The sequence below is a fragment of the uncultured Planktomarina sp. genome, assembly GCA_943788425.1.
Classification (GTDB): domain Bacteria; phylum Pseudomonadota; class Alphaproteobacteria; order Rhodobacterales; family Rhodobacteraceae; genus Planktomarina.
On the sequence record CALSQF010000004.1, the window covers coordinates 115,034 to 132,686 of the forward strand.

Genomic DNA, 17,653 nt, shown 5'->3' on the forward strand with positions numbered 1-17,653 from the left:
AGTTATGAAACTAGACGCTACAGATCGTCGATTATTATCGGTTTTACAGGTCAAAGGCCGCATATCGAATTCGGACTTAGCCGATCAGGTTAATATGTCGGCTTCCGCCTGTCATCGGCGGGTCGGCCGTTTGGAGTCGGAAGGCTATATCCGCGACTATGTGGCGCTGGTGGATCCGCGGAAAGTGGATCGCCGAACGACAGTATTTGTGGAGATTACCTTGAGCGGACAGACGGACGATGTCTTAGTCGCCTTCGAAAAAGCGGTGGCGCTGATTCCCGATGTCTTGGAATGTCATTTGATGGCTGGCAGCGCAGATTATTTGCTCAAAGTCGTGGCGAAAGACACGGATGATTTTGCTAAAATCCACCGGACCTTTCTGGCGAAGTTGCCCGGTGTCGCACAAATGCAGTCGAGCTTTGCACTGCGCACCGTGTTCAAAACCACCGCACTACCGCTATAGGCAATAAAAAACCCCCACGTAACGCGGGGGTTTTCATGTGTTTTGGGGCGCGTAGCCCAGAGCAATGATTTACATCATTTACCCCTCACGTTCAGCTTTCTTACGCGCCAGTTTACGGGTGCGACGGATGGACTCGGCCTTCTCGCGCGCATTTTTTTCGGAGGGTTTCTCGAAATGTTGCTTGAGCTTCATTTCACGAAATACACCTTCTCGTTGTAGTTTTTTCTTCAAAGCCCGAAGGGCCTGATCGACATTATTGTCGCGAACACTAACCTGCATGTGGTTTTCACCACCTTTCTAGTTTAAATTGCAAAATTGCAGGAGGCTGTTCACTAGCGCAGGCTTGTTGCTTTGTCTAGCGGCGAGATATTTGGGGGATCCATGAAAGTCGAACAACATTTATCAGAACTTCTTGCAGCGATCCTGCCTCATGTGGTGTTTGATGGCTGGTCGCAAACCAGTTTTGACTGCGCCGTGGCGGATTTGAAAATGGACCCGGCCTTTGCAGCCATGATCGCGCCGCGCGGTGCGCTCGATTTGGCCGTCGCATATCATCGCCAGGGTGATGCGGACATGCGCGCAGCCTATAAGAATTCATCTACTGTGTCTTTGAGAATTAGAGAAAAAATTACATTGGCGGTGCGGCTGCGACTTGAAGCTATTGCGGATAAAGAGGCGGTGAGGCGCGCCACCGCGCTCTTTGCTTTGCCGCATCATGCGGGCGAAGGTGCCAGCTTGATTTGGGGGACGGCTGATCACATCTGGGATTTTTTGGGCGATAGCTCACGCGATGTGAATTGGTATTCAAAGCGCGCGACCTTAAGTGCTGTTTATGGCGCGACGGTTTTGTTTTGGCTGGGGGATGAGAGCCCGGATCATGTGGCGACCTGGTCGTTTTTGGATCGGCGCATTGAGAATGTCATGCAAATCGAAATCGCCAAAGCCAAGATTCGCGACAACAAACCTCTGAGCGCCGCTTTGGCGGGGCCGCTTTGGCTTCTGGGGAAAATCAAAGCCCCCCAGATGCGCGATGATTTGCCAGGGCGCGCGTCGAAGTTTTAGTCTGGAAATTTATGAAGGAGGGCCACGATGTCCCAAATGACGGCTGTTGAAATAACGGCGCCCGGCGCCCCAGATGTGTTGCAAGCCACCACGCGCCCCCGCCCGCGCGCAGGCCATGGGCAGGTGATGATTGCCTTGTCCTATGCTGGGGTCAATCGGCCGGATGCGCTACAGCGTGCAGGCCTTTACAACCCACCCGCAGGTGCCAGCGATTTGCCCGGGCTAGAGGGGGCTGGGCATATTGCCGAAGTTGGCGCAGGCGTGACCGAATGGGCCGTTGGCGATGAGGTCTGTGCGCTATTGCCCGGTGGCGGATATGCGGAATTTGTCACCACCTCGGCACGCCATTGCTTGCCTGTTCCGCGGGGGATGGGCTTGAAGCAAGCCGCATGTCTGCCGGAGACTTATTTCACCGTCTATTCCAATGTCTTTCAGCGCGGTGCATTGCAGGCAGGTGAAAAATTTTTGGTGCATGGCGGCTCATCGGGTATCGGAACAACGGCCATTCAATTGGCGCATTTATTTGGGGCAAGGGTTTTTGCGACCGCAGGATCTGAGGCGAAATGCCAAGCGTGTAAGGATCTCGGGGCAGAGCGTGCGATAAATTACCGCCATCAGGTCTTTGAGGAGGTGCTCAAAGCCTATGGAGGTATGAACCTCATTCTTGATATGGTTGGCGGATCGTATATTCAACGCAATCTCAAAGCCTTGGCGGATGATGGGCGGTTGGTACAAATTGCCTTTTTGGAGGGTCCGAAGGTGGACCTCAATATGGTGCAAATGATGACCCGCCGATTGACTTTAACAGGCTCGACTCTGCGACCGCAAAGTGATTTGGCCAAGGCTAAAATTGCTCAGGCCTTGCGCGATGAGGTTTGGCCGCATCTCGCCGCAGGACGCATCGCCCCTGTGCTCGACAGCACATTTCCACTGGTCGAGGCCCGTGAGGCTCACATGCATATGGAAGCCAGCCAGCATATTGGCAAAATCGTTTTGGAAATTTGAACTTTGGGACTTGGATCAGAAATAAGTGCTGAGGGTCTTGCGGGGGCTTTCCCTTTCTTGCGCAAGTGATTATAAAGCTCGCAAGTTCCCCAAACATGGTAACTCGTCCCGGCAAAACCTGGGACCGCCGCGAGGCGTTGAGCAAGCTATGTCTGGAATTAAAGTTTAAGATGGAGGCCGAAATGGCGAAACCAATTATGGCAAAAGCCACCGCAGTGTGGCTGGTGGACAATACAATCCTCAGCTTCAAACAGATTGCTGATTTTGTTGACATGCATGAGCTTGAAATTCAAGGCATTGCCGATGGGGATGTGGCTGCGGGCGTGAAAGGCTTCGATCCAATTGCCAACAATCAGTTGACCCAAGAAGAACTGGATAAAGCCCAGGCCGATGCAACGCATAAGCTGACGTTGAAGTATTATGCCGCTGCGGTCGGCGAAGAAAAACGCCGTGGTCCGCGCTATACGCCGCTGTCCAAGCGTCAAGACCGCCCGGCGTCAATCCTTTGGCTGGTTAAGTTTCACCCGGAGCTGTCTGATGGTCAAATTTCGAAACTGGTCGGGACAACCAAGCCAACCATTCAGGCGATTCGTGAGCGAACCCATTGGAACATTACCAACATCAATCCGATTGATCCGGTGGCCTTGGGCCTGTGCAAGCAGTCAGAGTTGGATGCTTTGGTGCAAAAGGCAAATGCCAAGAAATTGCGTGACGGTGAGGCGATGTCTGACGACGAGCGCCGCCGCTTGGTCAGCACCGAGCAAAGCCTTGGCATGCCCGAAGAGCCGCGCATCCCAGCTGCTATCTCTGGTCTGGAAACCTTCACCCTGGCCGATGCGCCAGAGGAAGAGGATGAGAACGAGCGCCAGCATGGTGACCTATTGGATGCTGACAGTTTTTTCAATCTGCCAAGCGGCGACGGCGAAGAACAGCCCGGTTGAACTCAGTGACTTTAGCATAAGAACGGTCAAGGCGGCTTCGGCCGCCTTTATTTTGCCCGATGCGCATCTGCACTTAAAGTGATTTGCGTGCCTTGAGGGCCGCTGTGATCGTTCCGTCGTCCAAATAGTCCAGCTCGCCGCCGATCGGCACACCCTGCGCCAGGGTTGAGACGCGCACATCGCCCAATTGATCGGCGATATAATGGGCGGTGGTTTGCCCGTCGATGGTGGCATTGAGTGCTAAAATCACCTCAGAGACATTCTCGTCACGGAGCCTTTGTAAGAGCCGAGGAATGCGCAGTTCATCAGGACCAATGGCATCAAGTGCCGAAAGGGTTCCGCCCAGCACATGGTAGCGGCCTTTGAACATATGGCTGCGCTCCATGGCCCAAAGGTCAGAGACTTCCTCCACCACACAAATCTCACCATTCTCGCGTTTGGGATTTTGGCAAATGTCGCAGGTATCGGCGGTGCCGATATTGCCGCAATTCAAACATTCACGGACGGTGACGGCCACTTCAGCCAAAACATCCGCCAGAGGCGTCATCAACAGGGCACGTTTTTTGATCATATGCAAAACCGCGCGCCGCGCAGAACGTGGCCCAAGCCCCGGCAGCTTAGCCATCAATTCGATCAAATGTTCGAGGTCTTTGCTGCTGTTGCTCATTGATATGGCCTAAGGGTCAAAAGGGGAGTTTCATATCCGTTGGCAGGCCAAGGCTTTGCTGCAGGGCCTTCATTTCGGATGCGGATCGGTCTGCTGCTTTGGCCTGTGCGTCCTTAATGGCGGCAAGGATTAGATCTTCGACCACTTCTTTTTCATTAGGGTCGAAAATGCTGGCATCAATGTTCAAACCGGTCAATACGCCCTTGGCATTGGCCGTCGCGGTCACCAGCCCGGCGCCGCTTTCACCTGTGACGGAGATATTGGCCAGGTCGTCCTGCAATTGGGTCATTTTCCCTTGCATCTCCTGAGCTGTTTTCATCATCTTGGCCATGTCGCCAAGGCCGCCGAGACCGTTTAGCATTGTGTCACCTCTTGTTGCGCGTGTTGTAAAAGCGGCCCGCAGCGCAGCGCTGGGGCATTGGCAGTGGATTAATCGTCGTCAAAGGGGTCCCATTCATCTTCGACCTCCGGCAGGGCTTCAATCTGTGCCTCTGCCTCAATCGCTTTTGCGGTCCGAATGTCGCTGATCTGTGCCTTGGGAAAAGCGACAAGGACCGCTTGTACCAAAGGGTGACCCTTGGCTTGCTCTTTGAGCTCAAGGGCGGCCGCATCGCGTATCTCAGCGATGGTGCTGGCGCCATTTGTGCCAATGGACACGGCCCATCTCTGCGCAGTCCAGGTTTGCAGCCGGGTGCCGAGCCGTTGGGCCAGATCGCGCGCGGCAGTTTCGGTTGGCTCGAATTCAATCCGGCCTGGGCTATAGCTCACCAATCTTAAGCTGGTTTCCACATCAACCAAGAGTTTTACGTCTCGGTGATGGCGGATCAGATCCAATACATCCTCAAATCGAGCAAAGCGCGCGAGTGTTTGCTCTAAAGCTGGCTGGCTATGGGCGGCGGTCGCTGTCGCGCCGCTGGACCCTTGCGCCCTCGGGGGCGTGCCTGTGGCATAGGCAGATGGGGTGGCCGCTTGCGGGGGAGAGGCCGGACCACTTTGGCGCGTGCCCCCGCCCACTCCTTCAGCAGTGCCGGCAATTTGGGGCTCTGGTGACGGCACGGGTGTGTTTTGCAGCTTTCGGATCAATTCATCTGGCGTGGGCAAATCGGCTACATGGGTAAGGCGGATCAACGCCATTTCTGCAGCCATCATCGCATTGGGCGCCCGCCCGGCCTCTTCGAGGGCCGTGAGCAGCATTTGCCACATCCGGCTCAACACGCGCATGGGCAGACGCTCTGCCATGACCAGCCCTCGGTTTCGTTCATCGGGCGAAACCGTCGGATCCTCGGCAGCAACCGGTGTGATCTTAATGACGCTGACCCAATGGCTGACCTCCGCTAGGTCGCGCAGCACCGCCATCGGATCGGCCCCGGCGCCATATTGCGCAGAGAGTTCGCCCAAGGCGCCTTCCGCATCACCGCGCAAAATTAGATCAAACAGATCCAAAACCCGCCCCCGATCCGCCAGACCCAGCATCGCGCGGACTTGATCTGCAGTGGTTTGCCCGGCACCGTGGGAAATGGCTTGATCGAGCAGCGATTGCGCATCACGCGCCGATCCTTCGGCGGCGCGTGTGATGAGACCGAGCGCGTCTTGTGTGATCTCAGCACGCTCTGCCGTCGCAATTCTTTGCAGCATCGCGATCATGACATCCGGCTCAATACGCCGCAGATCAAATCGCTGGCAGCGCGACAGTACAGTCACAGGGACTTTACGAATTTCTGTGGTGGCGAAGATAAATTTCACATGCGCAGGTGGCTCTTCTAAGGTTTTGAGCAACGCATTGAAAGCGTTGCTCGACAGCATGTGCACCTCATCAATGATATAGATCTTGTAGCGGGCTGAGGCGGCACGATAGGCAACCGAGTCAATAATTTCACGAATGTCGCCAACGCCAGTGCGGCTGGCGGCATCCATCTCCATAACATCCACATGGCGACCCTTCATAATGGCCGTGCAATGCTCGCAGCTGCCACAGGGGTTGACGGTCGGGCCGCTGGTGCCATCGGGGCCGATGCAATTCATGCCCTTGGCAATGATGCGCGCAGTGGTGGTTTTTCCGGTTCCGCGAATGCCGGTCATGACAAAGGCCTGGGCGATGCGATCGGCTTCAAAAGCATTACGCAGGGTTTGGACCATCGTCTCCTGCCCAACCAAATCGGCAAAGGTCTCTGGTCGGTATTTGCGCGCTAAAACTTGATATGCAGCGGTGTCGGTCATGATGTACCTCGAATCCTGCTCAGATGTTATAGGCAGCGCCGGCATTGGTCCAGCAAACCCCGAATGGGATATTGGAACTTGTTGCGGGCCAGATGGGAAGGGTGAGAGGTTGGACATCGACCCAAGTGGGGCTCGTTGTGGCTGCTTCCTTCCGGATCTGACCAGGTTGGCGAGGCACTTGCCCGCGCCAACCTCTCTTGGGCTGTATAGGGGTTTGGAATTGACATTGCAATTCATCGCTGGTGCGAATTGAATGCAGCAGAGATAAAAAGTTGGGATCGAGCACATGCGCCATGCGGAAAACGTTATTTTTGGGGGGTCTGCGCTCAACCGCGCTGCAGAATTGCGCGGCCTCGAAGCGCAGGCGGTGCTTCAGGCGCATCCTGCGGCCAAGACCACATTGTTTTGGCGTGGAAAGCCTCTGGTGCAGGATCAAGCGGAAGGCCTGCTCGGATTGGCTTGGGTGGATTTGGATCATCCAGCCTTGGGCAGCGCCGCCGAATCTCTGGTCTTTTTGGGGCTGAATGAGGCGAAAGAGCCTTTGTTTTTGGCGGATATCTCCATTTGGGAGCCAGAAGAGCTGGCCGAAACGCTGAATGCCTTTCTTGATCCGTCGCAGCAGGAGCATCCGGCTTTGACAGATGGCGAGTATTTTGCCGAATTGCGGGCGGTTATGACGCAATTATCCGCGCGCCATGCGGAATTGGCCGCCACCGGGCGTGGGCTTTTGGAATGGCACCGAACCCATGGGTTTTGCGGCACATGTGGCGCGCCCTCCAACTTGGCGATGGCCGGCTGGCAGCGCAACTGCCCGGCGTGCAACCGCTCACATTTTCCGCGAACAGATCCGGTCGTTATCATGTTGATTACGCGTGGAAATAGCGTATTGATGGGGCGCTCGCACGCCTGGCCAGTCGGGATGTATTCGCTGTTGGCTGGGTTTGTGGAACCCGGTGAGACATTGGAGGCTGCTGTGCGTCGTGAGGTGTTTGAAGAATCTGGCATTCGCGTCGGGCGGGTGCGTTACCTGGCCAGCCAACCCTGGCCCTTTCCTGCGTCTTTGATGTTTGGCTGCGCCGGTGAGGCGTTGAATGCGGACATAATAATTGATCCGAAAGAGATCGAAGACGCTCTTTGGGTTAGCCGTGAAGAGATGTTGGATGTGTTTGAGGGGGTGCACCCTGAGATTAAACCAGCTCGAAAAGGTGCGATTGCGCATTTTTTACTGGAACATTGGCTTGCTGATCATTTAGACTAACGGGAGGTTTAAGTGAATCGAATTGATAACATGTGTGAAAATTATTAACGCCAAGGCAGCTGATGAAGTTCTCAAGCCATTAAGATATATAAGCACCTGCGCCGGTGGTCTTTGCCGCTCTCTGCGATCATGGGCACTTATAACACACGGTGCAGCAACGCGGCGTTGAAATGCGGCGGGTGGATGATCGACCAGTGGTGGGGCCGGGCATGGCTTGGGAGATTGATTTCAAATTCCGCGGCCGTGCGCGAAAACTGAGCTGTTTGGTGACGGAGGTGCAAGCGCCGGAGCGTCTCTGCCTGTTAAACGAATCGGATGGTCTGACGGGGGATGTGGTGATTTCGGTTCTGACCTTGGCACCAAACCGCTCCCGATTGTTGGTTTCCGTTTAAATGAAGCCAAAAAACCTCTTGGCGCAGCTTTTGCTACAATCCATGCGTTTTGCAAAAGGCTCATTTGACCGGAAATTTAAATCCCGGCTTCGTGATCGCGCCGCAAAAATATGCGGCCCCGTTCAGGTCAGCAGCGCTTAAGGCCGGCCCGGATCGGCCGGATATGTGCCCAAGACGCGAATCATATCGGTAAAAAATGCCAGCTCATCGAAGGCGCGTTTCACCTCGGGATCATCGGGATGGCCTTCAATATCGGCATAAAACTGCGTTGCGCGAAAGGCGCCACCCAGCATGTAGCTTTCCAATTTGATCATGTTCACCCCGTTGGTCGCAAAGCCGCCCATGGCTTTGTAAAGTGCCGCGGGGATGTTGCGCACTTGAAAAACGAAGCTGGTCAGCATCTTATCTGTGCGCCGCTCTGGCCGGTCTTGCGCAGACATCACCAAAAAGCGTGTTGTATTATAAGATTGATCTTCAACGTCTTTTTGGACGACTTCCAGGCCGTGAATGCTGCCGGCCAATTCAGAGGCCAGCGCTGCGGCGGTGCGTTCATCGCGCGCGGCAATATCAGCGGCGGCCCCGGCGTTATCGGCCGCGGCTTCACCACGGATGCCATGGGCATCCAAAAATTTCCGACATTGCGGTAAGATCACCAAATGTCCGCGCGCCACTTTGATGTCGCTAAGCGCCACGCCGGGCAGAGCCAAGAGGCTGATCCGCACGCGCACAAAGACTTCGTCGTTGATGAATAGGCCGCTTTCGGGCAGCAACCGGTGCATATCGGCAACGCGTCCGTAGGTGGTATTTTCCACCGGAAGCATGGCAAATTCCGCCGCTCCAGTTTTCACCGCTGCGATAACATCTTCAAATGTTGCGCAGGGGAGGGGCTCATGATCGGGCCGAGAGGCGACACAGGCTTCATGAGAATAGGCGCCGAGTTCTCCTTGGAAGGCGATTTTTTGGGTCATTTAGCGTCTCCTGAGCAAATTCCGCGAAAAAGGTCGTTTCGTCGCGCCAACTACACCTTGCACGACAGGGGGGGAAGGGACTAGAGGGATACAACCCAATTGTAATGATGGATCGCGACATGTTTGACACGATGATTTTGACCAAAATTGCAGCCGCCCTGTGTTCGGCTTTGCTTGTTCTGGTTCTTGGCGGCTGGATTGCTGACAAAATTTATAGCCCTGCGCACCATGGAGAATACCATGGGGTTGCTTGGATTGAGACCGATAGCGGTGATGAAGAAGAAGTGGCGGAAGCCGATGATGGTCCCATGTTGGAAGATCTCCTGGCCTCAGCTGACCTTGAGAAAGGCGCTAAAGTCTTTAAGAAATGCGCCGCTTGCCACAAATTAGAGGCTGGCGCCAATGGTGTTGGGCCGCATCTTTATGCTGTTGTTGATCGGGTTGTGGGCTCGGTTGACGGCTTCGGGTATTCTGGAAGCCTCGTGGCCGTGGCAGAGACTTGGAGCGCTGAAAACCTTGATGGTTTCTTGACCAAGCCGTCCAAATACGCACCAGGCACAAAAATGAGTTTCAATGGCTTGTCTAAGCCAGAAGATCGCGCGAATTTAATCGCCTATCTTGAGACTATCAGCGATTAATTGCAAAGATATCACAGGTGCAGCGCTGCGCACCTGAGCGGGTTAGGGCTGCCTTTGGGCGGCCCTTTGAGCGCTTGAGCGGCTAGACGCGCCCGCACCGGCATAGGTTTGCTAAAAATAATGCGCGACCCCCCTTCGCAATTGAGAAAAAACCTCTAAGTTAAGCTGTGTTCGTGGGTTTGGTAAAGGCAGTGAGGTAGGCAGATGGCTTTGGGGTTTTGTAACAGTCTTGTATTGGGCGCAGCTCTGGTTGTGACGAGCGCTGGCGGGCTTGCCGCTGAGGCGCATGATCCGGTCATTGTCAGTCACGGCTATTCTTATTTTGGTGATTTGAAATATCCGGCGGATTTTGCGCATTTGGATTATGTGAACCCGGAGGCGCCCAAGGGCGGAGAAATTTCGCAATGGTTTTTTGGAACCTTTGACAGTTTCAACCCCTATGCCCGCAAGGGCAATCAGGCCGCGCTTTCGTCGATCCCGTTTGAAACCGTCATGACCTCTTTTGCCGATGATGCAACCGCGAGCTATTGTTTCCTCTGTACAACCGTTGAATACCCCAAAAGTCTCGATTGGGCCATTTTTACCCTGCGCGACGATGTGCAGTTTTCTGATGGCTCGGCTTTGACGGCAGCGGATGTGAAATTTACCTTTAATTTGTTTATGGAGCAGGGCTTGCCCTCCTACCGCGCGGCTGTGTCTGGCATGGTGGCAGACATTGAGATCCTATCCCCGTTGCGACTCAAATTCATCTTCACAGAAGATGCGCCACGCCGGGATGTGGTTAATTTGGCTGGCAGCATTCCCGTGTTCTCAAAGGATTGGTTCGAAAGCAATGACGCGCGGTTGGACGAGTCCTCTCTGACGCCTTTCATCGGCACCGGCCCCTATGTGCTGGACAGCTATGAGGTGAACCAGCGTATGGTATATGCCCGCCGCGATGACTATTGGGGCGAAGCTATTCCAATTAATATTGGCCGGAATAATTTTGACCGTATTCGAGTGGAGTATTTTGCAGATTCCGCCGCGGCCTTCGAAGGGTTCAAGGGTGGTTTGTATACATTCCGATCTGAAAATAGCTCAAAGCAATGGGCCACCTCCTATGATTTTGCCTCCATTGACGAGGGGCATGTGGTGAAAGCTGAATTGCCCGATGGCAATCTGGCCAGGGCGCAGGCCTATGTGTTCAACCTGCGCCGCGAAAAATTCCAAGATCGGCGGGTGCGTGAGGCCTTGGGAATGATGTTTAATTTCGAATGGTCCAATGCGCAGTTATTCTATGCTCTATATGATCGGGTGCAGTCTTTTTGGGGCAACTCTGAGCTTGAGGCGACAGGCGCGCCCAGTGAGGGTGAGCGGGCTGTGCTGCAACCTTTGGTGGATCAGGGCCTGTTGAGCGCCGATATCCTCATGGATGAGGCGGTCATGGCACCGGTTTCAGGCGCGCGGCAATTGGATCGCAAAAACCTGCGCCGTGCGTCGAAGCTGATGGATCAGGCGGGCTGGCGCGTCAACAGTGGTGGGATGCGCGAAAAAGATGGGCAGGTTTTCACTCTTGAGGTACTCGACAGCTCGCCGGCTTTTGACCGCATCACCAATCCCATGATCGAAAATATGAAAGCTCTCGGCATTGATGCGCGCCTCAACCGTGTGGATACGGCGCAGGAAAGTGAACGCACCCGTGCCTATGATTTTGATGTCACAACCCACTCGATGCGTATGAGTTTTGAGCCTTCTTCGGGTTTGGAGCAATATTTTGGCACTAAGGCAATGGATCAAAGCAGCCGTAATTTGATGGGCCTTTCTGACCCCGCGGTCGATGCTCTGATTGAAAAAGTTGTGCGGGCGAAAAGCAAAGCAGAGCTGAACACCAATATACGCGCGCTTGACCGCGTATTGCGCGCCAAACGCTTCTGGATCCCGCAATGGTTCAAAGCGGTGCATACGGTCGCCTATTACGATCAATATGCCTATCCCGAACCGCTGCCGCCCTTCGCTCGTGGCGAGCTGGATTTTTGGTGGTTTGATGCAGAAAAAGCCGCCAAGTTGGAAGCCGCAGGTGTGTTAAACTAATATGGTTGCATATATTATCCGCAGGCTATTGCTGGTCATCCCCACCCTTCTGGGGGTGATGGTCGTCAATTTCGCCCTAATCCAATTTGTCCCAGGTGGACCTGTGGAGCAGGTCTTGGCGCAGCTGGAAGGTGAAGGGGACGTCTTCGCCGCCATCACTGGCGGAGATGACGCAGGCATTGGCGAAAGCGTGGGCAATGATCAATATGCCGGCGCGCGCGGTTTGCCGCAGGAATATATTGAACAATTGGAGCGAGAATTCGGTCTCGATCGACCGCCTTTAGAGCGCTTCACCCGCATGATGTGGAAATATATGCAGTTTGATTTTGGTGAAAGCTATTTCCGCTCCATCAAGGTGGTGGATTTGGTGCTGGAAAAAATGCCTGTGTCGATCTCTTTGGGCCTATGGTCTACCCTGGTCATCTATTTGGTGAGCATCCCCCTGGGGGTCCGCAAGGCCATGCGTGATGGCAGTACATTTGACACGGTGACAAGTGCTTTGGTGATCGTGGGCTATGGCATCCCGTCGTTTCTCTTCGCCATCATACTTTTGGTACTCTTTGCTGGTGGCTCATATTGGCAGATCTTCCCGCTGCGCGGTCTGACCTCAAATGGTTTTGAGGATTTGAGCCTTTTGGCAAAGATTGGCGATTATTTTTGGCATATGGCCCTGCCGATTTTCGCCTCTGTGATTTCTGGCTTTGCTACGCTGACGCTTTTAACCAAAAATTCATTCCTTGACGAAATTCGGAAGCAATACGTCGTGACCGCCCGTGCGAAAGGTTTGACTGAGAACCGCGTTTTGTTTGGCCATATCTTTCGCAATGCAATGTTGATCGTGATCGCCGGATTTCCAAGCTTGTTTATTGGCGTATTCTTCGGGGGCTCTTTGTTCATCGAGACCATTTTCTCTCTGGATGGCCTTGGCCGTCTTGGTTTTGAGGCGGCAATATCGCGCGATTATCCGGTAATGTTTGGCACTTTATTCGCCTTTGGCCTGCTTGGGCTAATCGTTGGAATATTGTCGGATCTGATGTATGTCATCATTGATCCGCGGATTGATTTTGAGGCCCGTGGATGATCAAACTTTCCCCTCTTAACCGCCGCCGCCTCAATAATTTTAAGAAAAACCGTCGGGCAGTTTGGTCTTTTTGGATTTTCTCGCTGCTTTTTGGCCTCAGCTTATGCGCGGAATTTATCGCCAATGACAAACCGATATTGGTCAGTTATCGCGGCGAGCTGTTCATGCCTGTGACACAGTTTTACCCTGAAACGGCCTTTGGGGGTGATTTCCAAACCGAAGCAACCTATCGCGACCCAGAGGTGCAATGCCTGATCCGTTCTGGCGGTTTAGAGATCTGTTTTGACGATCCCGAGGGGACCATTGCGGCCATAGATGCGGGAGAATTTGGGGCTAAGGTGGTGGAATTTTACCAAGGCTGGATGCTCTGGCCGCCTGTGCCTTATAGCTATGATACACCGAATGATCTGGGGCGCGCTGCCCCGTCACCGCCAGATTCTTCCCATTGGCTGGGTACAGATGACACCACCCGAGACGTGCTGGCGCGAGTCATTTATGGCTTCCGCCTTTCGATCGTATTCGCGCTGGTGGTAACTGTTTTCGCCTCTATCATCGGCATAATTGCCGGGGCGGTCCAGGGATACTTTGGGGGCTGGACGGATCTTTTGTTCCAAAGGTTCCTCGAAATTTTCTCTGCCCTGCCTTCGCTATACGTTATCATTATTATGACTGCCATATTGGGGCGCAGCTTTTGGCTTTTGGCGACCTTGTCCATTATCTTTGGCTGGCCGGCGCTTACGGGTTTAATCCGGGCAGAGTTTTTTCGCGCGCGTAATTTTGAATATGTGCGCGCAGCAGAAGCGCTCGGGGTGAGCGATTGGACCATCATGATGCGCCATATCTTGCCAAATGCGATGGTGGCCACGCTGACGTTCCTGCCTTTCATTGTCACAGGTGCCATTTCAACTCTGGCAGGTCTTGATTTTCTGGGCTTCGGCCTGCCATCCTCTTCGCCCTCCCTGGGGGAACTGACACAGCAGGCAAAGCTGAATTTGCAATCTCCGCACCTCGGCTTTACCGCCTTTTTTGTTTTCACCATCATGTTGTCGCTTTTGGTTTTTATTTTTGAAGGGGTGCGCGATGCTTTTGATCCGCGCAAAGTGTTCCAATGAGTCTGCTCGAAATTCGTGGCCTTTCGGTTGATTTCCACCAAGACGGTCGCGCGATATCCGCGGTGCGCAATACGTCTTTTCACGTCGGCACGGGGGAGACTGTCGCTGTGGTGGGCGAATCTGGGTCTGGCAAATCTGTGACCGCTTTGGCCACGGTCGATCTTCTGCCGGAAAGTGCCGTTGCGCGCGGCTCTGTGCTTTATCGAGGCGAAGAGATGATTGGCGCGCCAGAGGACAGTCTCCAACGCATTCGCGGCAATGATATCAGCTTTATTTTTCAAGAGCCGATGACCTCTTTGAACCCGCTGCACACAATAGAAAAACAGCTTGGTGAGAGCCTTTCGGTGCATCAAGGTCTGCGCGGGAATCCCTTGCAGGACCGCATTGTTGAGCTTCTCGACAAGGTCGGCATCCCCGATCCGATGATCCGGCTCAAATCCTATCCACATCAGCTGTCTGGTGGGCAAAGGCAGCGGGTGATGATCGCAATGGCCTTGGCCAATGAACCGCAATTGCTGATCGCCGATGAGCCAACCACCGCCCTTGATGTGACGATTGAGGCACAGATTTTGGAGCTCTTGGCCGATTTGCAGCGCAGTGAGGGGCTGAGCCTTTTGTTCATCACTCATGACTTGGGCGTCGTGCGTAAAATCGCTGATCGTGTGGTCGTGATGCGCCAGGGGGAAGTGGTGGAAACTGGACCCTGCGCTCAAATTTTTGATGCGCCGAGCCACGCTTATACCAAAATGCTGCTTGATGCAGAGACCATAGGAGCGCCCACGCCGGTTGCGGACGATGCCCCAGAGTTGCTTTGCACCGATCAGCTGCGTGTCTGGTTTCCTATTCAACGCGGGATTTTGCGCCGTACGGTCGGGCATGTGAAGGCGGTCAATGCGGCAAGCCTGTCGGTGCGGGCGGGGGAGACCTTGGGGGTAGTAGGAGAGTCTGGCTCTGGGAAAACCTCGCTAGCCCTTGCGGTGATGCGACTTATCGTGTCAGAAAATAGGATTTCCTTTCTGGGTCAGGACATCGATGGCCTCAATCGGCGACAAATGCGCCCGTTGCGCAGTGATATGCAGATCGTATTTCAAGACCCTTTTGGCAGCCTCAGCCCGCGTATGTCGGTGATGGAGATTATCTCAGAGGGTCTTGAGATTCACAGCCGTACCACCCGCAGTCACCATCGCGAGGCGGTGGCATCTGTGCTGCGCGAAGTGGGGTTGGATCCGGACACGATGGACCGGTATCCCCATGAATTTTCTGGTGGGCAGCGTCAGCGTATCGCCATTGCCCGCGCGATGATTTTAAAGCCGAAATTTGTTGTACTCGACGAGCCGACTTCGGCGCTCGACCGGACCGTTCAGGTGCAGATTGTCAATCTATTGCGCGATTTGCAGCAAAAATATCAGCTTGGGTATCTCTTCATCAGCCATGACCTGAAGGTTGTGCGCGCGCTGTCGCATCGAATGTTGGTGATGAAGGATGGCGATATCTTAGAACATGGCGCGGCGCAGGACATCTTTGATTCCCCAAAACATCCCTATACCCAAACGCTGTTGGCGGCGGCCTTGGGTTAAACTGTGTAGCAAAATTTTGCGTCGGGTAGCCCATCAATTTCAACGCAGCAAGTCTGACCCTTGGCCACGGGTCCAACCCCGGCTGGCGTGCCTGTCATAATTAAATCGCCCGCTGCGAGGGTTACATGGCTTGACAGGGCCGCGATAACATCTGTGACGGGCCAGGTCATATCTCCAATTTTTGCATTTTGGCGCAGCTGATCATCGACGCGGCAGCGGATTGCGGCATCTGGGGAGAAGCTCTGCCCGGGGACAATCTCGCCGATTACGGCGCTCTCATCAAACGCTTTGGACATATCCCAAGGGCGGCGCTGAGATTTTGCAACTGCTTGTAAATCGCGGCGTGTCAAATCATTGCCACATGCAAAGCCAAAGATATGGGATGCGGCGTTCTTGGCGATGATATCCCGCCCTCCCGTGCCTATGGCGACCACCAGTTCCGCCTCATGATGTAGGTCTTGCGTTAAGCTTGGATAGGTCAAAGCGGCGCCGCCTGGGACAACCGCATCAGCTGGCTTGGTGAAAAAGAACGGCGGATCGCGCTCATCATTGCCAAATTCCCTGGCATGTTCGGCGTAATTGCGGCCCACGCAGAAAATGCGCCGCACCGCAAAGCGCTCGGGTCGTCCTGAGACTTTGATGCTGGGCGTCGGGATCGGAAATATAAGATCTGTCATGTGCCATGGATGCGGCAAATTTGGGAGAAGAGCAAGACGCACGGTGCGGGGGCGCAGGGGGCGCGCGGTTTAGCTTGGGTCCACCAACGTGCAGGAAATTTCCTGGGCATGGAGCCTGCGGCAGGCGAGATCTGCGCTGTGTTGTGTCAGACCGGTGAACAGGGCGTCATAGCCGCTGGCGCGGGCTTTGACTTTGCGTTCGGCGCCATCCAATGTGGTCATCTCTGCCAAAGCCATGCGGAGCAAAACCCGTTCAGCCTCATAGCGGGAGCTGAATTTTCCAATATTGATACCCCAGCTGCGGCTGCCGGAGGCATCGCGGCGGGCTACTGTCTCGGTCTCTTGCTCTGCTACGGGTGCGGCCACAAAGGAAAATTGAGGCGGCCGGGCGCGCGGCGCGGTGGTAGACATATCCGGGTCATAGGTCGAGGTCGAGACCTGTACCGCCACGGCGCCGGATGTGGCGGATTGAACGGCTGTTAGTATGTCATCAGGCTGCACCTGCAGTTCGGGCAGCGTCGCCACAACAACATCTTCTGGCGCGCTGGCTTCACCAAAGGGGCGCATTTTGGGCCGGAGTGAGCGCTTCACCGCTGTCACCAGACGCAGGGTTTTCCCACCATGCTCGTTTTCGTTTTGATTGTAGGGTGGCAGGCTGGGGCGTTGTAGCTTGGCGGTGGAGGGCGCGCGGTCAAAGCCCATATCCAGGAGCTGTGCGACACGTTTGTTGCGCGCCGCTGTGGAGGATCCACCGAACATTGTAGCGACGATGCGCTCCCCGCCGCGCTCGGCGGAGGCAACCAAATTAAAGCCAGCGGCGCGGGTGTAACCGGTCTTTATTCCGTCGGCACCCCTATAGGCTGCGAGAAAGCGGCGGTTGGTATTGTTCACCTTGCGAACCTTCGCATTGGCACTGCGTCGCGAAAATAGGTTATAATATTGCGGGTAATCATAAATCATATGACGGCCCAAAATGGACATATCGCGGGCCGTAGAGAGATGGCCGGATCGTGTGAGACCATGGGCATTTTTAAACGTTGTGCGCGACATTCCCATGGCGCGGGCCGTGCGGGTCATACGTTTGGCAAATGCCACCTCTGTGCCTGAAATGGCCTCACCAATTGCGGTGGCCGCGTCATTGGCCGATTTTATGGCCGCAGCGCGGATGAGATAGCGCAGTTTGATTTTCTGGCCGCGTTTGAGCCAGAGTTTTGAGGGCGGCTCGGCCGCAGCATTGCGCGACACGGTCACATAGCTGTCCAGTGAGATTTCGTTTTTCTCAATAGCTTGAAACGCGACATAGAGCGTCATCATTTTGGTTAAGGATGCCGGATGCAGGCGGGTATCTGCGTTGCGGGAGTGGTAAATTTTACCATTGCGCGCATCCATAACCACCGCAGCATAGGGCGCGGCCTGAAGCGCTACGGACGGAGAAAGGGACACCGCAAAAAAGGCTGCGATGATATAGGATATGAGCCGGTGTTTCACGCCTGCTGCCTCACTTTTTATGCGCCGGAATTTTTAC

The 17,653-nt window shown here is 54.6% G+C and carries 18 protein-coding genes and 1 other RNA gene; 11 read left to right on the plus strand and 8 right to left on the minus strand.

Annotated elements, in window-relative coordinates; translation table 11 throughout:
• Nucleotides 1–4: 4 nt before the first annotated feature.
• Complete coding sequence (locus tag ABLW18_RS03730) at nucleotides 5–463, plus strand: Lrp/AsnC family transcriptional regulator (RefSeq protein WP_347823524.1); 459 nt, start codon at nucleotides 5–7, stop codon at nucleotides 461–463.
• Between the two features lie 78 nt (nucleotides 464–541).
• Here the strand turns inward: ABLW18_RS03730 and rpsU are convergent, their stop codons facing one another.
• Nucleotides 542–742, minus strand: a complete 201-nt coding sequence (gene rpsU / locus ABLW18_RS03735; RefSeq protein ID WP_044049067.1) for a 30S ribosomal protein S21 — start codon at nucleotides 740–742, stop codon at nucleotides 542–544.
• A 102-nt stretch (nucleotides 743–844) separates the two neighbouring features.
• Between rpsU and ABLW18_RS03740 the strand changes: the two genes are divergently transcribed.
• The 3 genes from ABLW18_RS03740 to ABLW18_RS03750 all read left to right on the plus strand — a co-directional run bounded on the left by ABLW18_RS03740 (nucleotide 845) and on the right by ABLW18_RS03750 (nucleotide 3,471).
• A complete protein-coding gene (locus ABLW18_RS03740; protein WP_347823525.1) occupies nucleotides 845–1,525 on the plus strand; it encodes a COQ9 family protein in 681 nt (226 codons plus the stop codon).
• A 36-nt stretch (nucleotides 1,526–1,561) separates the two neighbouring features.
• Entirely contained in the window at nucleotides 1,562–2,530 is a 969-nt protein-coding gene (locus tag ABLW18_RS03745; RefSeq protein WP_347823816.1) for an NAD(P)H-quinone oxidoreductase, read from the plus strand.
• A 182-nt stretch (nucleotides 2,531–2,712) separates the two neighbouring features.
• Nucleotides 2,713–3,471, plus strand: coding sequence for a DUF1013 domain-containing protein (locus tag ABLW18_RS03750; protein ID WP_347823526.1), 759 nt, complete (start codon nucleotides 2,713–2,715; stop codon nucleotides 3,469–3,471).
• Between the two features lie 73 nt (nucleotides 3,472–3,544).
• Here ABLW18_RS03750 and recR read toward each other — a convergent pair whose 3' ends face one another.
• The 4 genes from recR to ffs form a co-directional block, all read right to left on the minus strand.
• Nucleotides 3,545–4,138 (minus strand): recombination mediator RecR, encoded by a 594-nt coding sequence (gene recR, locus ABLW18_RS03755; RefSeq protein WP_347823527.1) that lies wholly within the window; start codon nucleotides 4,136–4,138, stop codon nucleotides 3,545–3,547.
• Between the two features lie 16 nt (nucleotides 4,139–4,154).
• A complete protein-coding gene (locus ABLW18_RS03760; protein ID WP_044049076.1) occupies nucleotides 4,155–4,499 on the minus strand; it encodes a YbaB/EbfC family nucleoid-associated protein in 345 nt (114 codons plus the stop codon).
• A 68-nt stretch (nucleotides 4,500–4,567) separates the two neighbouring features.
• The gene (locus tag ABLW18_RS03765) at nucleotides 4,568–6,355 is read right to left on the minus strand and encodes a DNA polymerase III subunit gamma/tau (RefSeq protein WP_347823528.1); all 1,788 of its coding nucleotides are present in this window, start codon (nucleotides 6,353–6,355) and stop codon (nucleotides 4,568–4,570) included.
• A 99-nt stretch (nucleotides 6,356–6,454) separates the two neighbouring features.
• Nucleotides 6,455–6,553: signal recognition particle sRNA small type (ffs, locus tag ABLW18_RS03770), an RNA gene on the minus strand.
• Between the two features lie 88 nt (nucleotides 6,554–6,641).
• Here ffs and nudC point away from each other — a divergent pair.
• Entirely contained in the window at nucleotides 6,642–7,613 is a 972-nt protein-coding gene (gene nudC, locus ABLW18_RS03775; RefSeq protein ID WP_347823529.1) for an NAD(+) diphosphatase, read from the plus strand.
• Nucleotides 7,614–7,783: 170 nt separating this feature from the next.
• Nucleotides 7,784–8,005, plus strand: coding sequence for a hypothetical protein (locus ABLW18_RS03780; RefSeq protein WP_347823530.1), 222 nt, complete (start codon nucleotides 7,784–7,786; stop codon nucleotides 8,003–8,005).
• A gap of 137 nt (nucleotides 8,006–8,142) precedes the next feature.
• On the opposite strand, the gene ABLW18_RS03785 is transcribed toward ABLW18_RS03780, so the two are convergent.
• On the minus strand, nucleotides 8,143–8,973 hold the full coding sequence (locus ABLW18_RS03785; protein ID WP_347823531.1) for a prephenate dehydratase: 831 nt from the start codon (nucleotides 8,971–8,973) through the stop codon (nucleotides 8,143–8,145).
• 119 nt (nucleotides 8,974–9,092) lie between these two features.
• Between ABLW18_RS03785 and ABLW18_RS03790 the strand changes: the two genes are divergently transcribed.
• The 5 genes from ABLW18_RS03790 to ABLW18_RS03810 all read left to right on the plus strand — a co-directional run bounded on the left by ABLW18_RS03790 (nucleotide 9,093) and on the right by ABLW18_RS03810 (nucleotide 15,451).
• A complete protein-coding gene (locus tag ABLW18_RS03790; RefSeq protein WP_347823532.1) occupies nucleotides 9,093–9,611 on the plus strand; it encodes a cytochrome c family protein in 519 nt (172 codons plus the stop codon).
• A 204-nt stretch (nucleotides 9,612–9,815) separates the two neighbouring features.
• On the plus strand, nucleotides 9,816–11,681 hold the full coding sequence (locus tag ABLW18_RS03795; protein WP_347823533.1) for an extracellular solute-binding protein: 1,866 nt from the start codon (nucleotides 9,816–9,818) through the stop codon (nucleotides 11,679–11,681).
• 1 nt (nucleotide 11,682) lies between these two features.
• Nucleotides 11,683–12,762: a microcin C ABC transporter permease YejB gene (gene yejB, locus ABLW18_RS03800; protein WP_347823534.1), complete on the plus strand. Its 1,080-nt coding sequence runs from the start codon at nucleotides 11,683–11,685 to the stop codon at nucleotides 12,760–12,762.
• Nucleotides 12,762–13,874 (plus strand): ABC transporter permease, encoded by a 1,113-nt coding sequence (locus ABLW18_RS03805; RefSeq protein ID WP_347823817.1) that lies wholly within the window; start codon nucleotides 12,762–12,764, stop codon nucleotides 13,872–13,874. The genes yejB and ABLW18_RS03805 overlap by 1 nt, the downstream gene beginning before the upstream one ends.
• Nucleotides 13,871–15,451, plus strand: a complete 1,581-nt coding sequence (locus ABLW18_RS03810) for an ABC transporter ATP-binding protein (protein WP_347823535.1) — start codon at nucleotides 13,871–13,873, stop codon at nucleotides 15,449–15,451. The genes ABLW18_RS03805 and ABLW18_RS03810 overlap by 4 nt, the downstream gene beginning before the upstream one ends.
• Here ABLW18_RS03810 and ABLW18_RS03815 read toward each other — a convergent pair.
• Both ABLW18_RS03815 and ABLW18_RS03820 read right to left on the minus strand, forming a co-directional pair.
• Nucleotides 15,448–16,128 (minus strand): fumarylacetoacetate hydrolase family protein, encoded by a 681-nt coding sequence (locus tag ABLW18_RS03815; protein ID WP_347823536.1) that lies wholly within the window; start codon nucleotides 16,126–16,128, stop codon nucleotides 15,448–15,450. The genes ABLW18_RS03810 and ABLW18_RS03815 overlap by 4 nt on opposite strands.
• A gap of 69 nt (nucleotides 16,129–16,197) precedes the next feature.
• Complete coding sequence (locus tag ABLW18_RS03820; RefSeq protein WP_347823537.1) at nucleotides 16,198–17,616, minus strand: D-alanyl-D-alanine carboxypeptidase family protein; 1,419 nt, start codon at nucleotides 17,614–17,616, stop codon at nucleotides 16,198–16,200.
• Nucleotides 17,617–17,653 lie beyond the last annotated feature (37 nt).

Excerpts from the sequence above, each read along its gene's own strand:
- ABLW18_RS03730 (WP_347823524.1), top strand. The coding sequence starts at position 5 with ATGAAACTAGACGCTACAGATCGTCGATTATTATCGGTTTTACAGGTC.
- rpsU (WP_044049067.1), bottom strand. The coding sequence starts at position 742 with ATGCAGGTTAGTGTTCGCGACAATAATGTCGATCAGGCCCTTCGGGCT.
- ABLW18_RS03740 (WP_347823525.1), top strand. The coding sequence starts at position 845 with ATGAAAGTCGAACAACATTTATCAGAACTTCTTGCAGCGATCCTGCCT.
- ABLW18_RS03745 (WP_347823816.1), top strand. The coding sequence starts at position 1,562 with ATGACGGCTGTTGAAATAACGGCGCCCGGCGCCCCAGATGTGTTGCAA.
- ABLW18_RS03750 (WP_347823526.1), top strand. The coding sequence starts at position 2,713 with ATGGCGAAACCAATTATGGCAAAAGCCACCGCAGTGTGGCTGGTGGAC.
- recR (WP_347823527.1), bottom strand. The coding sequence starts at position 4,138 with ATGAGCAACAGCAGCAAAGACCTCGAACATTTGATCGAATTGATGGCT.
- ABLW18_RS03760 (WP_044049076.1), bottom strand. The coding sequence starts at position 4,499 with ATGCTAAACGGTCTCGGCGGCCTTGGCGACATGGCCAAGATGATGAAA.
- ABLW18_RS03765 (WP_347823528.1), bottom strand. The coding sequence starts at position 6,355 with ATGACCGACACCGCTGCATATCAAGTTTTAGCGCGCAAATACCGACCA.
- nudC (WP_347823529.1), top strand. The coding sequence starts at position 6,642 with ATGCGCCATGCGGAAAACGTTATTTTTGGGGGGTCTGCGCTCAACCGC.
- ABLW18_RS03780 (WP_347823530.1), top strand. The coding sequence starts at position 7,784 with ATGCGGCGGGTGGATGATCGACCAGTGGTGGGGCCGGGCATGGCTTGG.
- ABLW18_RS03785 (WP_347823531.1), bottom strand. The coding sequence starts at position 8,973 with ATGACCCAAAAAATCGCCTTCCAAGGAGAACTCGGCGCCTATTCTCAT.
- ABLW18_RS03790 (WP_347823532.1), top strand. The coding sequence starts at position 9,093 with ATGTTTGACACGATGATTTTGACCAAAATTGCAGCCGCCCTGTGTTCG.
- ABLW18_RS03795 (WP_347823533.1), top strand. The coding sequence starts at position 9,816 with ATGGCTTTGGGGTTTTGTAACAGTCTTGTATTGGGCGCAGCTCTGGTT.
- yejB (WP_347823534.1), top strand. The coding sequence starts at position 11,683 with ATGGTTGCATATATTATCCGCAGGCTATTGCTGGTCATCCCCACCCTT.
- ABLW18_RS03810 (WP_347823535.1), top strand. The coding sequence starts at position 13,871 with ATGAGTCTGCTCGAAATTCGTGGCCTTTCGGTTGATTTCCACCAAGAC.
- ABLW18_RS03815 (WP_347823536.1), bottom strand. The coding sequence starts at position 16,128 with ATGACAGATCTTATATTTCCGATCCCGACGCCCAGCATCAAAGTCTCA.